Annotated in this window: 21 protein-coding genes; 6 read left to right on the forward strand and 15 right to left on the reverse strand. The window is 29.4% G+C overall.

Features of this window, described 5'->3' with window-relative positions; all coding sequences use genetic code 11:
- Positions 1 to 25: 25 nt before the first annotated feature.
- From HNR33_RS04335 to HNR33_RS04345, 3 genes are all read right to left on the reverse strand, one after another.
- Positions 26 to 289: a hypothetical protein gene (locus HNR33_RS04335; RefSeq protein ID WP_429080422.1), complete on the reverse strand. Its 264-nt coding sequence runs from the start codon at positions 287 to 289 to the stop codon at positions 26 to 28.
- Positions 290 to 319: 30 nt separating this feature from the next.
- Positions 320 to 949, reverse strand: a complete 630-nt coding sequence (locus HNR33_RS04340) for a hypothetical protein (RefSeq protein WP_429080425.1) — start codon at positions 947 to 949, stop codon at positions 320 to 322.
- A 65-nt stretch (positions 950 to 1014) separates the two neighbouring features.
- Positions 1015 to 1194: a hypothetical protein gene (locus HNR33_RS04345; RefSeq protein WP_429080427.1), complete on the reverse strand. Its 180-nt coding sequence runs from the start codon at positions 1192 to 1194 to the stop codon at positions 1015 to 1017.
- Between the two features lie 158 nt (positions 1195 to 1352).
- Between HNR33_RS04345 and HNR33_RS04350 the strand changes: the two genes are divergently transcribed.
- On the forward strand, positions 1353 to 1508 hold the full coding sequence (locus HNR33_RS04350; protein WP_429080429.1) for a ribbon-helix-helix domain-containing protein: 156 nt from the start codon (positions 1353 to 1355) through the stop codon (positions 1506 to 1508).
- 541 nt (positions 1509 to 2049) lie between these two features.
- Here HNR33_RS04350 and HNR33_RS04355 read toward each other — a convergent pair.
- Together HNR33_RS04355 and HNR33_RS04360 are read right to left on the reverse strand one after the other, a co-directional pair.
- Positions 2050 to 2478: a hypothetical protein gene (locus tag HNR33_RS04355; protein WP_429080430.1), complete on the reverse strand. Its 429-nt coding sequence runs from the start codon at positions 2476 to 2478 to the stop codon at positions 2050 to 2052.
- Positions 2479 to 2497: 19 nt separating this feature from the next.
- Positions 2498 to 2620, reverse strand: coding sequence for a hypothetical protein (locus tag HNR33_RS04360; RefSeq protein ID WP_429080433.1), 123 nt, complete (start codon positions 2618 to 2620; stop codon positions 2498 to 2500).
- 181 nt (positions 2621 to 2801) lie between these two features.
- Here HNR33_RS04360 and HNR33_RS04365 point away from each other — a divergent pair, with 181 nt between their 5' ends.
- From HNR33_RS04365 to HNR33_RS04375, 3 genes are all read left to right on the forward strand, one after another.
- Positions 2802 to 3017, forward strand: a complete 216-nt coding sequence (locus tag HNR33_RS04365; protein WP_429080435.1) for a hypothetical protein — start codon at positions 2802 to 2804, stop codon at positions 3015 to 3017.
- 25 nt (positions 3018 to 3042) lie between these two features.
- On the forward strand, positions 3043 to 3828 hold the full coding sequence (locus HNR33_RS04370; protein ID WP_429080437.1) for a potassium channel family protein: 786 nt from the start codon (positions 3043 to 3045) through the stop codon (positions 3826 to 3828).
- Between the two features lie 609 nt (positions 3829 to 4437).
- On the forward strand, positions 4438 to 4926 hold the full coding sequence (locus HNR33_RS04375) for a potassium channel family protein (RefSeq protein ID WP_429080439.1): 489 nt from the start codon (positions 4438 to 4440) through the stop codon (positions 4924 to 4926).
- A 103-nt stretch (positions 4927 to 5029) separates the two neighbouring features.
- Here the strand turns inward: HNR33_RS04375 and HNR33_RS04380 are convergent, their stop codons facing one another.
- Together HNR33_RS04380 and HNR33_RS04385 are read right to left on the reverse strand one after the other, a co-directional pair.
- Complete coding sequence (locus tag HNR33_RS04380; protein WP_429080441.1) at positions 5030 to 5353, reverse strand: hypothetical protein; 324 nt, start codon at positions 5351 to 5353, stop codon at positions 5030 to 5032.
- A 157-nt stretch (positions 5354 to 5510) separates the two neighbouring features.
- On the reverse strand, positions 5511 to 6431 hold the full coding sequence (locus HNR33_RS04385; protein ID WP_429080443.1) for a YifB family Mg chelatase-like AAA ATPase: 921 nt from the start codon (positions 6429 to 6431) through the stop codon (positions 5511 to 5513).
- 304 nt (positions 6432 to 6735) lie between these two features.
- Between HNR33_RS04385 and HNR33_RS04390 the strand changes: the two genes are divergently transcribed.
- Positions 6736 to 6903, forward strand: coding sequence for a CDIF630_02480 family spore surface protein (locus tag HNR33_RS04390; protein ID WP_429080446.1), 168 nt, complete (start codon positions 6736 to 6738; stop codon positions 6901 to 6903).
- Positions 6904 to 6939: 36 nt separating this feature from the next.
- On the opposite strand, the gene nifJ is transcribed toward HNR33_RS04390, so the two are convergent.
- Together nifJ and HNR33_RS04400 are read right to left on the reverse strand one after the other, a co-directional pair.
- A complete protein-coding gene (gene nifJ / locus HNR33_RS04395; protein ID WP_429080449.1) occupies positions 6940 to 10470 on the reverse strand; it encodes a pyruvate:ferredoxin (flavodoxin) oxidoreductase in 3531 nt (1176 codons plus the stop codon).
- A gap of 144 nt (positions 10471 to 10614) precedes the next feature.
- A complete protein-coding gene (locus tag HNR33_RS04400; RefSeq protein ID WP_429080452.1) occupies positions 10615 to 11142 on the reverse strand; it encodes a peptidylprolyl isomerase in 528 nt (175 codons plus the stop codon).
- A gap of 240 nt (positions 11143 to 11382) precedes the next feature.
- Between HNR33_RS04400 and HNR33_RS04405 the strand changes: the two genes are divergently transcribed.
- Positions 11383 to 11799: a putative ABC transporter permease gene (locus tag HNR33_RS04405; RefSeq protein ID WP_429080455.1), complete on the forward strand. Its 417-nt coding sequence runs from the start codon at positions 11383 to 11385 to the stop codon at positions 11797 to 11799.
- Positions 11800 to 11805: 6 nt separating this feature from the next.
- On the opposite strand, the gene HNR33_RS04410 is transcribed toward HNR33_RS04405, so the two are convergent.
- The 6 genes from HNR33_RS04410 to rplS form a co-directional block, all read right to left on the reverse strand.
- On the reverse strand, positions 11806 to 12162 hold the full coding sequence (locus HNR33_RS04410; RefSeq protein ID WP_429080458.1) for a YraN family protein: 357 nt from the start codon (positions 12160 to 12162) through the stop codon (positions 11806 to 11808).
- Entirely contained in the window at positions 12155 to 12439 is a 285-nt protein-coding gene (locus HNR33_RS04415; RefSeq protein ID WP_429080460.1) for an EscU/YscU/HrcU family type III secretion system export apparatus switch protein, read from the reverse strand. The genes HNR33_RS04410 and HNR33_RS04415 overlap by 8 nt, the downstream gene beginning before the upstream one ends.
- A gap of 5 nt (positions 12440 to 12444) precedes the next feature.
- Positions 12445 to 13932, reverse strand: a complete 1488-nt coding sequence (locus HNR33_RS04420; RefSeq protein WP_429080461.1) for a hypothetical protein — start codon at positions 13930 to 13932, stop codon at positions 12445 to 12447.
- 28 nt (positions 13933 to 13960) lie between these two features.
- Complete coding sequence (gene rnhB, locus HNR33_RS04425) at positions 13961 to 14572, reverse strand: ribonuclease HII (RefSeq protein ID WP_429080464.1); 612 nt, start codon at positions 14570 to 14572, stop codon at positions 13961 to 13963.
- Positions 14573 to 14673: 101 nt separating this feature from the next.
- The gene (gene ylqF, locus HNR33_RS04430) at positions 14674 to 15534 is read right to left on the reverse strand and encodes a ribosome biogenesis GTPase YlqF (protein ID WP_429080467.1); all 861 of its coding nucleotides are present in this window, start codon (positions 15532 to 15534) and stop codon (positions 14674 to 14676) included.
- A gap of 132 nt (positions 15535 to 15666) precedes the next feature.
- Entirely contained in the window at positions 15667 to 16014 is a 348-nt protein-coding gene (rplS, locus tag HNR33_RS04435; protein ID WP_429080470.1) for a 50S ribosomal protein L19, read from the reverse strand.
- Positions 16015 to 16026: the final 12 nt, after the last annotated feature.

The following is a 16026-nucleotide window of genomic DNA, read 5'->3' on the forward strand; positions in this document are numbered from 1 at the left end:
TTTGTGTTTTTTGAACTTTTTTCAATTAACTCTTTCTATTTTCTAGCAAAACATCTGCTAACTCTTTTACTTCAGCTTTGTTATATTTAGTTGTTCCGACTATTTGTGCAATTAAAAGTACATCTCCAATTATTTCTTCTTTGCGATTAAATTTTTTAAGATATTTGCTATAAGTTTTAATTGTTCTTGTATCTCTAATATAGTTATAGACTTCGAATGCAGTAACATCATATAAAACTAAATTCTCTACAAATTTTTCAATTATATATTTTCTTTCCACTTTTGCCATAATAAAATCCCCCCTTTTTTGTTTTCTTGTTTATTCTCTATAGGTAGCTGTAACACAACACATAAACTTGTCATGTCTATTATTTTTTAATGCTTTCATATGTTTTTTGTAAATATCTTTAAATGATATATTACCATTTTCGGCAAACTTAACGGCATCTTTTATTTCTCTTTGGCTTATGTATTCTAAAAATAATTCTATTAACAAACTTTTTAATTTGTTTATGTCACCTTTTTTGTATGCTTCGTCTATTTCAGTAAAAGATATATTACCTCTGCCTTGCTGCCTAATCTCTTTTCTATATTTCCCTATAGCTACATATACGTGACCTCTTGATTCTCTTAGTAACTTAATAAATTTGATTACTTCGTGTATATTATTTTTTGTTAGAACTTCTATATCGGTTAAATGTCTTTCGCTTACCTCTTGAGTTGCTTCCTGATTTATTAAACTTCTAATCTCTTTTCTACTTGCTTCACACATTTTAAGTTCTCTTAGTTCACTTGAATTAAATTTATTTAAGTAATTTTTTAGAACTTCTAATGCCCGTTCGTGAATCTGTCTATCTTTCTCATTTGTATCCTTTTTTAGCAAATATTCAAATCCTTTAATTTGCTTTTCAATTTCCTCTTTGTTTAGTGGTACAATAACATTAATCATAATTATTCCTCCCTTTTATTTTTTTCAAGACCCATTAAAACTTATATTTTATAAGGTCATTATTTCTAATACCAATTATCTTTATCTAATCTTTTGAGATTGCTTAATGTTTCATTAGCTATTTTCTGAAATTCATCAGTACATACAACTTGCATGTATTCGTTATAATTTAACTCGTCTTTACTAACTAAATGTTTTAATCCTGCTTTTTCCTCTATTTGCTTTAATGTGCTATTGTTTAACATTTTCATCACCTCGCTTCTTATTTTTATTAAGTAATTGACTGTCATTTACTTTATATATAAAATATATCACAATAGTCATTGACCGTCAACTATTTTTTATATATTTTTATTGAATTAAATGACTTTTTATAGTAACATATTAATTAGGAGGTGAAAACGTGGCGATAAGCAAGGATAATACACAAATATCGGTTGTTTTACCTAATGAAGTTGTAGAAAAACTAGATAAAGATGCAACTGAAGAATTAAGAACAAGATCTAAACAAGCTGCTAAAATAATAATAGATTATTACAAAGACAAAAAAGAAAAATAAGGTATCCAATTGCGGATGCCTTATTTCATGCTAAATAACGCTTATATTTTCGTTCTAAGAGCTTTAATTATGTAGGTAATACATTTGCATTATAAAAGATTTCCACCCCTTATTTTGCCCTTATTTTTCGAAGTATGCAAAAAACACAAAAAAAGTGACCTCTATATCCTAGTAATTATAAGGGGTACAGAAATCACTTTTTGACGATTTTTTATTAATTTTTTGAAGTATAGGGTACTTTTTAGTATTAATCAAGTTGAATATTTAAGAGATTAATAGAAACTTCCTATATCTACCTTTGACAAATGTTGGTCAAGGGTAACCCCTCTTGTCATATTTTCTTTAGCAATCTTACTATACTCTTCCTTTAACTTCTAAGTGAATCAGAATAACTTAGAGATTTCTTAGGTAGACGAATTTCGTCGTTCCGAAATCAGATATGCTAGTCAAGCACTTCTAAAGTAGGAAAATTATTCTTTTAATAAGCACAAAAAAAGACCATATAAAATAGTCTTAAACGCAAATGTTTTATAATATTTTATTATTTCAACAATTCATCAACATTCATATCTAAATCTAATAAATTAAAAAGTTCTTTAGATAGTTTTGATATTTGTTCTTTTGCAACATTTAATGTCTGAATATCTTCATTCGAAGTACTACAATAAGTGTCGATATATATGAATAAAGAATTTACTATAATATATATTCTCTGTTCTTTTTCAGTTAATTTTTCATTGGCATAAATTAATGTTTTTTCTAATATCTTTTCGTCATTTTTATTAATATAATTGGAATTATTATCTAAAATCGGTTCTTTTGATTTCAAATGCTTTTCATATACTTTAATTGAATTTACCATATCCTTATAAAATTCTTTGTTTTCAATGCCTTCTGGTAATTTCTCGCTACACCCTACAACTCCCAATATCAAACTAAAACATATAATGAAAATCAATATTTTTCTCATATTCTATTCCCCTTATAAATTATAATGTCTTAATACAGTTAAATAAAATTAAACTCTTTTTAATCCTTTCATTCTCATCTCTTTGTCTAACGATTGCTTGTTGTTGAGCTGATTTTTCTCTCATATCAAACCTATATGGCATGATTATCCCCCTTGTCATTTTTACTATATTATACCACATATGGTTTGTTTAAACTTTAATTTGAAATGAAGGAATATGGAAACATTTGTAGAAAATAGTTATGTGAGTTCTAATAGGAATGTTAGAAGTGAAAATATTATGTACATTTCTATCTAATAGTTAAGTGAAAGGAGGAAGTGTTATGAGCTGGGAAACAGATTGGATAAAACAATATCCTTGTCCATGTGGCAAAAGTGTATACGAAGAAGAATCAAGAAGCGATGATTGGAACAGGCATAAATCAATTTATAGAATGTTGTGTGAAGAATGTAGAGAGAAATACTTTTATAGTCATGAAATATTAGGTGGCCACAAAGGTAATTTTATAGAAAAGGGATGGATATTGAAAGGCGACTAAATATATTAAAGAAGGTTTGATTAATATGATAGATACAATAAAAAAAAATAAATTCACATTAATCTATGAAGTATCGATAGCAATATTAGCATTGATTGCAGTAAGCTTAGCGTTTTTAGACTTAGTAGGAAAAGTTTCAATTGAATCTACTAGAATGTTATTTTATATAGATAACTGTATATTATCTATATTTTTTATTGACTATTTTGTAAGGTTGATTTTATCACAGAATAAAAAGGAATTTTTTATACATAATATTTTAGATTTAATTGCCATTATTCCCTTCAATTCCTTGTTTAGAGCCTTTAGAATAGTAAGATTAATTAGGGTAATTCGATTAGCTAAATTGACTAAATTAACTAGATTGGTAAGATTTATTGTATATATCAAAAAATTTACAAATAAGATAGAAAAATTTATTCATACAAATGGATTTATTTATGTATTATATTTGACTATAGTTACGATAATTTTAGGTTCAATCGGCATTTATTATGCAGAACAAAATCAAACAATTAAGTCGTTTGGAGATGCAGTATGGTGGAGTTTTGTAACTGCAACTACTGTTGGCTATGGAGATATTTCACCCGTTACAACTGTCGGAAGAGTAATTGCAGCTATTCTTATGGTAGTAGGTATAGGATTTATAGGAATGTTAACTGGAACAATCGCTACTTATTTCATAGGTCGAAAAGATAAAGTTAATTCACATCTTAACAAAAATAAGATGATTAATTTATCTGACCTAAATGAAGAAGAGTTTAATGAAGTCCTGAATTTTATTGATTTCATAAAGAGTAAAAATAGTTAATATCTTAAAATTGTGAAATGCTTAATTCGTTACAGGAGGTAAGTAATGTCTTTGCTAAGAAAAATTCTAAAAACACTATCATCAATTATAATTCAACTAATAAAATTACCTTTAAATTTTATTAGATATTTATGGAGTAAAAATAAAATTTTACTATTCTACATAGTTAGTATACTTTTTTTAATGTTTATAAAAGAGAATAATTTTCTTTCACCTTTACATAATTACAAAGCTCATTTATTTTTTTCATTGATTATGCTTTTTCCCTTAATCGTTTCATATAAAGATATCACCTTTTCTTTTATTTTAGATTTCACGTATGGATTGTTTTTTCTTTTTATTGTTTTAACTTCAATTACTACTTATCCAATTGATAAATTTAATATATTATCTTTTGTATTTATTGAATTTTACATAGCGATATCACTTGGTTTGATAATCAAAGCTTATAAACTTAATACTATTTATCTAAAAGACTCTAAAACTAATACAAAATTTGCAATAGTAAATTCTTTTATTGCCATCATTCTATCTATTTCTAACTTCATTTATAAAGTTCGATACATCTTTATAGTTGTTTACTATATAATTTTAGTCAGTTATACCATTATGATATATGGGTTCATTTACGCTGGCTATAACGAGTACGCAATAAACCACGATAAAATGGAAGGATTGTTTTATAGTGAGATAAATGATGATGCGAAAGAAACTTATTCTAAAATCATGTATTACAAAAATGAAATTATTAATGTTTCTAATCTTAAAGGTAGTGAACCTAATAATGTAATTAAACTCGAGATTGCTTTATTAGAAGAAACTATAAATGAATTAAATCTACAGTATAAAAACTATCTAACCGACATCTCTGATTCTAATTATTTTAGTACAATTACGTATTTTACAATTGGATATGGTAATATAGTTCCTAAAGGTGGCTATCTTAAAAAAATTGTTCAGTCAGAAATATACATATCTCATTTATTTACAGTTTTAATAATACCGATACTACTATCTTTTATTCAAAATCAGCTAACTAATAATTCTGAACATAGAAAAGAACAGGAACAGAATAGACAACTTGAAACTTCACAGTAGATGGAGTTGAATATAACTAGACGCCCATATTTAACCCGTAGGGCGTTCTTTTATCAATTACCTGTATGGACAAAGTTAATAAACAAAGGGCTTAAATGCCCTTTTATTCTTGTTTATCTCTTTTAGATATTTCTTCAGAATACTTCTTTTTTAATTTTTCATAATTTGCCTCTAGCTTTTTTAATGTTTCTTCATCTTTAAAAATTATGCCAATATGATATTCAAGTGCATACTTTATAAATACTTCCCTTACATCTTTTGTTGGAACCATACCAAGTAATCCTGCTATTATTTCTATATTTTCTCCATCATATACCTTGTTAAAATCATCGTAAGCCATTTTATAGAATAATTCATATAACTCTTCTATAGGTCTTGGGTTTGGAATTGTAGTAAAAACCACAACCCTCTTATCTTTCTTTGGCATTAATTATAGTCCTCCGATGTAAAGATTTAATATATTTACTATACTACACTTTAATTTATAAATCAATATTATTTATTTTTATGTTTGATTTTATTAATTTTATAATTACTTTGTTTATATTTTATAATTATTTCATTAATATTTTATAATTACTTTATTAAATATATAAAAAAACAACTCTCGATTTTGAGAGTTGTTTGAGTTTTCGTGTTGAATTTTTTACCCTTTTTATAACAGATACATCTGATATTGTATGATGAGGAGCTCTAAATGGCCTTTTATTAATTATGCCTCTATTATTTAATAGTCCTAACACACTATATATTTTCGTTATCTCAAGAGATTCTTCGAAGGTAAGGTCTGGAAGAATTGAAGGTAACCTCCTAGCTATCATAGTTTTTCCTGAACCAGGTGGTCCTACAATTAATATGTTGTGACCACCTGCTGCAGCTACTTCCATAGCTCTTTTTAGTGCTTGCTGGCCTCTTACATCTCTAAAGTCTTCATAATTATCATCATAACTGCTAAGTAGCTTGTCTATATTTGTCTTATATGGAGGTATTTCAATCTCGTCATTTAAATATTGTACTAATTCAATTAAATTTTTAACAGGTATGATGTCTATACCCTCAATAACACTACACTCATCTTGGTTATCGAATGGTATTACCAACCTCTTTATACCCATTTCCATTAATGAAATAGTAATAGGTAAAGCTCCATCTACTTTGTTTATTTTTCCATCTAACGATAATTCACCAATAAAGCATATATCATTTAATTCCTGAGCTTTAATGATTCCAATAGCCATTAATATTCCTACTGCAATAGATAAATCAATTTGAGTACCTTCTTTTTTAAGATTTGCCGGAGCTAAATTGACAGTAATTCTACTTAATGGAAAGTCATAACCAGCATTTTTAATAGCTGTTCTAACTCTTTCTTTCGATTCTTTTATTGCCGCGTCAGGAAGTCCAACGATATTGAAACTCGGCAGTCCTCTTGAAATATCAGTTTCCACATCAACTATATATCCAGCGAGTCCTTGCAACACGCATGTTTTTACCTTTGATAGCATGATTTCACTTCCTAATAAGTTGTTTTTACCAAAGAACTTATCTTTACTTCTATTTATTGTGTAATTTGTAAAGATAGTAACATTAATACCACACTCTAGTTTATCCCATATTTACTAATAATTCAATATAAAACCAAATTATCCTCTTAATTTTCTGAATATTTTGCTTTAGTGGTAATTTTCATCTTTTTACTATATATAATTCGTACATTACAAATAACTATATAATTAAATTTATATAAAATATTTTTTTTGCTAAATATGTTTTTATTTTATGCAAATAATAATATAAAGGAGTGGTCATATGAATAAAAATAAACTTAAGTATAAGAATACAAAGTTGCCAATAGAAAATCATCAGACTGCTGCTTGGGCAAATATCACAGACGTTAAGCAGGTTTCAAGAGTGCCAATTCCTAGCTTATTAGAAGTCATCAATGCGAAAGAATGGGTAGAAGAAAATCAAAAATAAGGTATTAAAATAGTGGGGTACTTTAACCCCACTATTTTAATACTCTAAATCTGCCAATTGTTTGTATTTTAAATACCTCTCTTTTGCATCTTTTTCAGCTCTAGTAAAAAGTTCTTCAGCAATTTGTGGGAAAATATTACTTAATTGTGAGTATCTCACCTCACTTAATATAAATTCTCTAAATGATTCTTTTGGTTCTTTAGAATCTAATACGAATGGATTCTTATTTTGATTTTTTAGCATTGGATTAAATCTATATAGATGCCAATATCCTGATTCTACTGCCTTCTTTTCTTGAACAACGGATGTGCCCATTCCTTCTTTTATTCCGTGATTTATGCATGGTGCATAACAAATAATGAGTGAAGGCCCATTGTATGATTCAGCTTCAGTAACAGCTTTAATAAATTGATTCATATTAGCACCCATAGCAACTTGAGCAACATATACATACCCATACGCAATAGCCATCATTCCAAGGTCTTTCTTCCTAATCTTTTTTCCAGATGCAGCGAATTTAGCTACAGATGAAGTTGGTGTAGCTTTTGATGCCTGACCTCCAGTATTTGAATAAACTTCTGTATCGAAAACAAGAACGTTAACATCATCACCAGATGCCAAAACATGATCAAGCCCTCCATAACCAATATCATAAGCCCATCCGTCTCCACCAATAATCCACTGTGATTTTTTAATCAAAAAATCTTTCATTTCAAGTATCTGCTGCGCTATTTTATCTTCCTTATATTCTTGCTTTGACAGTATTTTGAGTACATTTTCACTAGCTTTCTTTGATAATTCTCCATCATTCATTGAATTTATCCATTCTTCAAAGATAAACTTACTGTCTTCATTGCTCTCTGTATCACTCATTCTTTTTATCAAGTCAAGCAATTTTCCTCTAATTTGCTGTATTGCCAAATACATTCCATATCCATATTCAGCATTATCTTCAAATAAAGAGTTTCCCCATGCCGGTCCTTTTCCTTGATGATTTTTAGTATATGGAATCGATGGAGCACTAGCCCCCCATATTGAAGAACATCCTGTTGCATTAGATATCATCAACCGATCCCCATATAGCTGAGTAATAAGTTTAAGATAAGCTGTTTCTCCACATCCAGCACATGCCCCAGAAAATTCTAAAAGCGGTTTAGCAAATTGACTACCTTTAAGGGTCTTTTTATCAAATAAATCATCCTTTATAGTTACTTCGCTCACCGCATATTCCCAATTATCAATTTGTCTTGGAACTTCCTCCTCCGCATCTACCATTACTAAGGCTTTACCTGGCGCAGGACATATATCTGCGCAATTTCCACAACCAGTGCAATCTAAAGGACTAATTTGAATTCTATATTCAAGACCTTCAAGTCCTCTTCCAATAGCTTTTTTTGTTTCCAAGGTTTCTGGTGATTTATTCTTTTCTTCATCATTAAGTAAGAAAGGTCTGATAACAGCGTGAGGACAAACATATGAGCATTGGTTACATTGTATACATTTATCTGTTTGCCATTGTGGTATCATAACTGCAATTCCTCTCTTTTCATATTGAGTTGTTCCTAAAGGAAACGTACCATCTTCAATTCCCGAAAATGCACTTACTGGTAAATCATCTCCTTCAAATTTTGACATTGGTCTTTGAATACATGAAACAAAATCTGGTTCATCAGTTTTACCGTTTTCTTCTTGTTTAGGAATATTGGCCCACTCTCTAGGAACTTCAGCTTTTATTAGTTTCTCCAGTCCTAAATCAACAGCTTTATAGTTCATATTTACTATTTGCTGGCCTTTTCTTCCGTAAGTTTTATCAATATATTCTTTTAGATATATAACAGCATCTTCTATAGGGATTACGTTGGTAAGTTTAAAAAACACAGTCTGCATAATCATATTAATCCGGTTTCCAAGTCCTATTTCATTGGCTAAGCTGATTGCATCAATTATATAGAAATGGATGTCATTTTCTGCTAAGTATCTTTTAATACCATTAGGTAGTTTTTCTTCTAATTCATCTATGTTCCATGGACAATTCAGTACAAAAATACCATTCTTCTTTAAACCATTTAAAAGCTCATAATGGTAAATAAATGATTTGTTATGGCATGCCATATAGTCACAATCATACACCAGATAGGTTGACTTAATCGCTTTTTCCCCAAATCTTAAGTGCGATACAGTTGTACCTCCAGATTTTTTACTATCATATGAAAAATAACCTTGAGCATACAAATCTGTCTTGTCTCCAATAATTTTAATAGCAATTTTATTGGCTCCAACTGTTCCATCTGAACCTAGTCCCCAAAGCTTACATCTAATAGTTCCTTCTGCTGAAGTATCTATAAATCCATAAGGCTCCAGTGATGTATTTGTAACATCATCAGTTATTCCTATTGTAAAGCCATCTTTGGGCTTATCATGTTTCAAATTATTGTATACTGCTAGAATGTCAGACGGTATTGTATCCTTTGAACCTAACCCATACCTCCCACCAACTATTAGTGGTTTTATATCTTTGTTATAGAATAAAGTCTTAATATCTTCAAATAGTGGCTCAGCAATAGAACCAGGCTCTTTAGTTCTATCTAATACTGCTATTTTTTTTACTGTATGCGGGAAAACATCAAAGAAATATTTTGAAGAAAACGGTCTATAGAGGTGAATCTCAATTATCCCAACTTTTTCTTCTCTAGCAATAAGATAATCAATAGTTTCTTCTATAGTCTGACAGACAGAACCCATAGCTACTATTATATATTCAGCATCTTCGGCTCCATAATATGTAAAAGGATGATATTCTCTTCCTGTAACATTCTTTATTTTCTGCATATAATCTTCAACGATATCTGAAACAGCTTCATAGAAAGAATTTGAAGCTTCTCTGCCTTGGAAATATATATCAGGATTTTGTGCTGTCCCTCTTACTACTGGTCTCTCAGGATTTAATGATCTACCTCTAAATTCTTCTACTGCTCTATAATCTAATAGCTGACTTATTTCCTCATAATCAACTAACTCTATTTTTTGAACTTCATGAGAAGTTCTGAATCCGTCAAAAAAATGTAAAAAAGGAACTCTAGATTTTATTGCAGCTAAATGTGCTATACCACCTAGGTCCATGACCTCTTGTACACTATTGGATGCTAGAAGTGCAAATCCTGTTTGTCTAGTTGCCATAACATCCTGGTGATCTCCAAATATTGAGAGTGCATGTGTAGCAATAGCTCTAGCACTAACGTGAAAAACTCCAGGCAATAATTCTCCAGCAATTTTGTACATATTTGGTATCATAAGCAAAAGCCCTTGAGACGCAGTATAAGTTGTAGTCAATGCACCTCCTTGAAGTGAACCATGAACTGCACCGGCAGCTCCAGCCTCAGATTGCATTTCTGCTACCCTGACTTCCTGTCCAAAAAGATTCTTTTTTCCTTGAGCTGACCATAAATCCACAAGTTCAGCCATTGGAGATGATGGAGTTATAGGGTAAATTGAAGCCACTTCAGTAAAAGGATATGAAATATAAGCTGCAGCTTCATTTCCATCCATTGTTTTAGTTTTTTTAATCATATTTAACCCTCCGTTTACAGTATTTAACGATTGAATTATCACTAATTAGTATCTTGATTTTTAAAAGAATAATACATATTTCAAAAAAAAAGATGATTCCTGTTTATATTACAGAAATCATCTTCTTAAATGATATAGACTTTTTTATTTAGATATTTTCTCAACCTCTTCAAATTCAATTCCAAACGTATCTACATTAACTCTTTTCATTCTTTGTTCATCAAATGGCTTATCACTATGATCTCTATTTGAATTAACAATCTTATCTACCTCTTCCATGCCCTCAATTGCTCTACCAAAAGCAGCATATTCTCCGTCTAGATGAGGAGCATCCGCAACCATAATAAAAAATTGGGAGCCAGCTGAATTAGGGTGCATTGATCTTGCCATTGAAATTACACCTCTTTTGTGTTTTAAATCGTTTTTAAATCCATTACTGCTGAACTCTCCTTTTATGGAATATCCAGGTCCACCCGTTCCTATCCCTTCAGGGCAGCCACCTTGTATCATAAACCCAGGTATAACTCTATGAAATATTAATCCATCATAAAAACCTTTCTGAATCAATGACACAAAATTTTTAACAGTATTAGGTGCTATTTCTGGATATAGCTCAATTTTTATACAGTTTCCATTTTCCATTTCAATTGTAACTATTGGGTTCTTGTTCATTTTATGTACCTCCATTTTAATTATTTAGTTTTAAGTATTATGAGTAATATAAAGTAATTATATAATTATTTTATATTCATGACAAAAAAATTATTTAGAAAAAATAAAGAAATTAATTTAGTAACAGAATTATATTCCCTGGGTAATAGTCAAATAGTGACATATACTGTGTTCTATGTAATATATTATTTGTTTTTGTCAATAAAGAATAAAAATCCTGTAAATACACATAATAGTATTATGTTAACTCATTTTGTTATTTATGGACTGCTTGGAATGCTGATAGAAGTATTTTGGACTGGACTAGGGTCTCTATTAGCAGGCAATTTGTCACTTACTAGTAGAACATACATCTGGATGTTCTTTATATATGGATCAGCAGTTTTTTTAGAACCTATACATGACATTATAAGGAGGGAAAATATAATTTTAAGAGGAATAGCATGGGCAATAATCATTCTTCTTATAGAGTTCGTAAGTGGTTATATTCTTGATTTAACTATAGGAGTCTGCCCCTGGGACTACAGTAAGTCTTCAAAGTACTCTATTTTGGGATATATTAGGTTGGATTATTTCCCGGCTTGGTTTTTTGCAGGATTATTGTTTGAAAGAGTACATGATTTATTAGATAAAAAGCTTGATAGATTGATTCATTAAGTCATATTACATCCAAAAAGCATTTTCAATATGATTTATTCTGTATGATTGGTTTAAGAAAACTTCTATAATATCAAATCTGTAATTGAAGGTAGATAACTTGTGCAATAATATATAATACTGAGCTGTATTAATAATTTTTTGTTGTTTTTTATATCCCACTGCTTCATATGGATAACCGTAAGATAAAGTTGATCTGGATTTCACCTCTATAAACACAATTGTCTCATTTTTCTTAGCTACAATATCTATTTCACCACTCTTAGCTCTAAAATTAGTATCAATAACAGTATAACCTTTTTTAATTAGAAAATTCTTTGCTAAACTTTCTCCCTTTTTCCCTTTTAATTGATTGTTAAGCATGTTCATCATCCTTCATGCTATCCAGATTATAAATAAAAGAAAGAATTTCAGCTACAGCCCTATAAAGATGTTCAGGTATCTCTTGGTCAATATTTAATGTCGAAAGCTCTTGAGCTAGTTGTTTGTTTTCAACTAGCTTAACTCCTTCAGTTTTCCCTTTTTCAATTATATTGTCAGCAACAATACCCTTACCTTTTGCAAGTATTTTAGGGGCATGATTTTTTTCTTCATCGTATTTTAATGCAACAGCTATCTTTTTATCATAATTATCTTTCATTGATATCACACCTTAACATTCAACTTATAATTAAGAAATTCATTATTTGACAGCAAATCTAAAATGTCTGTACAGTTTTTTTCATTGATACGTATTACTACATTACTATATCCAACAGATTTTAAGATATCATTTAGTTCTGATTTTCTTTCTTCAAATAAATAAGTGAAATTCTTGTCTACTTTAAAACTTAAATTGATTCTGTTGTTTATGGCAATACACATAATCTCTATTTCATCAAGATTTTTTGTTTCCAATCTCATAAAAATACTTATTTTATCTGACGTTTTCGTACGCTTTTTCTTACTTAACATATAAAAGCTGTTTTTTAAGTTAATGTTTTTATATGTAAACGGTAAGTAAAAGAAAGTTGTATGCTCATTTAATTTATTAATCAAATTAACACTATCATTTACTTCTTTAATTTTACTACGTAGCTCATCAGAAATATCTTTTTTTTCAACAATTTGTTTGCTGAGTAATTCCACGACTGAACGCATTTCTTTGTGATATGTATCTATTTTTTCTTTGTCTTTATGACTAAAAGTAACTATAGTATTATTCATACGGCTTCTTAAATTTTCTACTAAGTTTTTATTAATAAAATTACTGCTTTTTAGCTCATCAAATATCTTTGAAATTTTATCTTCAAATAAATTACCCTTTTCAATTAAGTCTGTTAATTGTTTGATATTATTGATACTAACGTCTATTTCACATTTGATTAAAAACACAACTTTTTTAATCAAATCTGGTGTTATTTTGTTTTGTGAAGAAAAGCTTTTAGATTGTGCTAATATCTGATCAGCAATATTTTTATTGTTCACTTCAAGCTTTCTAGAAATATCTTGTTGTTCTATATTTTGGCTTTCTTCATTTTTAATAATTTTCAAAATATCACTATCTAATGGGTCATGATTTGGCTCAAGTAAATATAACTCTTCATTTTCATTGGTAGAAACTATAGATTCCAATTTATTAATATATTTAATTACATTCGTAACTGTCTCTTTATTTAATGGCATTTCAAACTTCATCATACTTTTTATAGTTTCTATGCTAGTATTGTTTTCTTCAAGTTTGTATAAGCTTAGAATCTCTTTAATATATGCGGTTTTATTTTCTTCAGTCAATATGTCTCTGTTATTTTGAGTATTCACGTTTGCTAACAGTTTTTGCTCAATTCTACTACTGGGAAGATTCATAGCCAAGAATTTAGATTCATATTCATTGTTAAAAGTAGTATCTAGTAAGGGCTTTAACTCAATTTTATTATTATCAAGACTTTTCACTAAAAAATTAATTATATTATTTTTCAGTCCCTGCAAATCTAATTCAGTCTTGCCAGCTAAAATATTCCCATTGCCCAAGTCAAGTAATACATCGTTATTACCTGCTTCTATTAGTTTTGCTTCTATAATCGAGTTTTTTGAAAGCTTTATACCATCTTGCTTACTGCTTATAGAAATAAAATCTACATTTTGAATTTTCATTTTCATCACCCATATAATTTAGTTAATATTATTCTCCAAGAATTTTTTTAAGAAAGCTTCTTCTATGTATTTCGCACGGACCTAAAGCATGCAAAGCCTCTCTATGCTGCTTTGTTCCATAGCCTTTATGTTTTTCAAAGCCATATCCAGGATATCTTTTTTCCAGATCCAAACACTTTCTATCTCTATATACCTTGGCTATAATAGAAGCTGCTGCTATGCCGTGGCATTTTTCATCGCCTTTTATTATGCTCTGTTGCGGTATGCTTGTATTTATTTTTTCTGCATCTATTAATATATACTCGGGTATTATATTATTTCCATTCTTGTCCTTTAAGTTATCTATAGCCTTTTGCATTGCCAATAAAGTACTTTGCTTTATATTTATCTCGTCAATAGTTTTGGAATCTACACTGCCTATTCCTACAGCTATTGCATTTTCTAATATAATGTCATAATATTTGTCTCTTTTTTTAGGAGTAAGTTTTTTAGAATCATTTATCCCTTCTATAAATATATCTTTAGGCATTATTATAGCGCATGCAACCACATCTCCGGCAAGGCAACCCCTACCAACCTCATCTATACACGCAATATAGTTATACCCTTGTTCCCATAATTTTTGTTCAATTTCAAGCATCCTGTATCCCTCTTTCATTTATTAATTATTCTATATAAACAGTCAATATCCTTTTTAATATAATAAAAACCTTCCAACATATAGATAGGAAGGTAAAAACACTATTCTTTTGTTATATCTTCTGGATAATCTAATGTAACTTTTCCGATATATCCTCTTCTAAACTCATCAAGTATTAAATGAGCAACTCTAGTATAGTCTATTTCTCCACCCTTTAATATGCATCCTCTCTTATTTGCAATCATTTCAACAACTTCAAGTGGCGAATTGCCTAAAATTTCAATATTATATCTAGTCTCTAGAAGACTGTTATCAATAGAAATTAATCTTTCCACTAATTTTAGTCCAAGAGTTTCAATATCCATTATTTCATCTCTAATTGCACCTGTAAAAGCTAAGTTCAGTGCAACATTTTGATCATCAAATTTGGGCCAAAGTATTCCAGGCGTATCAAGAAGTTCTACATTTCCTCTTAGCTTAATCCATTGTTTACCTTTTGTTATCCCAGGCTTATTTCCAGTTTTAGCACCTTTTCTGCCGGCTAGTGCATTTATCAATGTTGATTTTCCAACATTTGGTATTCCTACAATCATTGCTCTAATGGTGGTATTCTTTATACCTTTTTCTGCTTTTGCTCTTATTTTTTCCCTCATAGCCCTATTAATAGCATTCATTATTTTATCTGTACCTGTACTACTCATTGCATTGACTAGTACAACAGGTACATTTAAGCTTTTATAATAATTGATCCATACCTTGTTGGCATCTTCACTACTTAAGTCGCTTTTATTCATAATAATAATTCTTGGTTTATCTTTAATAATCTTCTCTATCTCTGGATTTTTGCTGCTTAAAGGAATTCTAGAATCTAGAAGCTCTATAACTATATCTACTAGTTTTAAGTTGTTTTGCAACAAATCCTTTGTTTTTTTCATATGGCCAGGATACCAGTTTATATTCATTTTTTCACCAACCTTAAATAATATATATTATGTATAGAATACTTTACATAATATTATTATTTCCATTTAAAATATAATAATTAGGATATACCTCAACAAATAAACATTGGGACTGTAAACAGTCCCAATATATTAATAGTTTGTCTTTTCTTTTACTTTAGCAGCTTTACCTAATCTTTCTCTTAGGTAGTTAAGCTTAGCTCTTCTAACTTTACCTCTTCTTGTTACTACAAGTTTCTCAATCTTTGGTGAATGTAATGCAAAAGTTCTCTCAACACCAACTCCATAAGAGATTCTTCTTACAGTGAAAGTAGCACCTGCACCTCCACCTTGTCTCTTAAGTACTGTACCTTCAAAAACTTGGATTCTCTCTCTATTTCCTTCTTTAATTCTGTAGTGTACCTGAACAGTATCACCTACATTAAAACTAGTAATCTCGTTTTTGATTTGTTCTTGCTCAATTAATTTGATTACGTCCATCATATTTACCTC

Source organism: Brassicibacter mesophilus (genome assembly GCF_050433385.1).
Taxonomy (GTDB): Bacteria; Bacillota; Clostridia; order Tissierellales; family Proteiniboraceae; genus Brassicibacter; species Brassicibacter mesophilus.

Bases quoted from the DNA above. Each gene is read 5' to 3' on its own strand.
- HNR33_RS04335 (WP_429080422.1), bottom strand. From the start codon at position 289: ATGGCAAAAGTGGAAAGAAAATATATAATTGAAAAATTTGTAGAGAAT.
- HNR33_RS04340 (WP_429080425.1), bottom strand. From the start codon at position 949: ATGATTAATGTTATTGTACCACTAAACAAAGAGGAAATTGAAAAGCAA.
- HNR33_RS04345 (WP_429080427.1), bottom strand. From the start codon at position 1,194: ATGTTAAACAATAGCACATTAAAGCAAATAGAGGAAAAAGCAGGATTA.
- HNR33_RS04355 (WP_429080430.1), bottom strand. From the start codon at position 2,478: ATGAGAAAAATATTGATTTTCATTATATGTTTTAGTTTGATATTGGGA.
- HNR33_RS04360 (WP_429080433.1), bottom strand. From the start codon at position 2,620: ATGCCATATAGGTTTGATATGAGAGAAAAATCAGCTCAACAACAAGCA.
- HNR33_RS04365 (WP_429080435.1), top strand. From the start codon at position 2,802: ATGAGCTGGGAAACAGATTGGATAAAACAATATCCTTGTCCATGTGGC.
- HNR33_RS04370 (WP_429080437.1), top strand. From the start codon at position 3,043: ATGATAGATACAATAAAAAAAAATAAATTCACATTAATCTATGAAGTA.
- HNR33_RS04375 (WP_429080439.1), top strand. From the start codon at position 4,438: ATGATATATGGGTTCATTTACGCTGGCTATAACGAGTACGCAATAAAC.
- HNR33_RS04380 (WP_429080441.1), bottom strand. From the start codon at position 5,353: ATGCCAAAGAAAGATAAGAGGGTTGTGGTTTTTACTACAATTCCAAAC.
- HNR33_RS04385 (WP_429080443.1), bottom strand. From the start codon at position 6,431: ATGCTATCAAAGGTAAAAACATGCGTGTTGCAAGGACTCGCTGGATAT.
- HNR33_RS04390 (WP_429080446.1), top strand. From the start codon at position 6,736: ATGAATAAAAATAAACTTAAGTATAAGAATACAAAGTTGCCAATAGAA.
- nifJ (WP_429080449.1), bottom strand. From the start codon at position 10,470: ATGATTAAAAAAACTAAAACAATGGATGGAAATGAAGCTGCAGCTTAT.
- HNR33_RS04400 (WP_429080452.1), bottom strand. From the start codon at position 11,142: ATGAACAAGAACCCAATAGTTACAATTGAAATGGAAAATGGAAACTGT.
- HNR33_RS04405 (WP_429080455.1), top strand. From the start codon at position 11,383: ATGTTAACTCATTTTGTTATTTATGGACTGCTTGGAATGCTGATAGAA.
- HNR33_RS04410 (WP_429080458.1), bottom strand. From the start codon at position 12,162: ATGCTTAACAATCAATTAAAAGGGAAAAAGGGAGAAAGTTTAGCAAAG.
- HNR33_RS04415 (WP_429080460.1), bottom strand. From the start codon at position 12,439: ATGAAAGATAATTATGATAAAAAGATAGCTGTTGCATTAAAATACGAT.
- HNR33_RS04420 (WP_429080461.1), bottom strand. From the start codon at position 13,932: ATGAAAATTCAAAATGTAGATTTTATTTCTATAAGCAGTAAGCAAGAT.
- rnhB (WP_429080464.1), bottom strand. From the start codon at position 14,572: ATGCTTGAAATTGAACAAAAATTATGGGAACAAGGGTATAACTATATT.
- ylqF (WP_429080467.1), bottom strand. From the start codon at position 15,534: ATGAATATAAACTGGTATCCTGGCCATATGAAAAAAACAAAGGATTTG.
- rplS (WP_429080470.1), bottom strand. From the start codon at position 16,014: ATGGACGTAATCAAATTAATTGAGCAAGAACAAATCAAAAACGAGATT.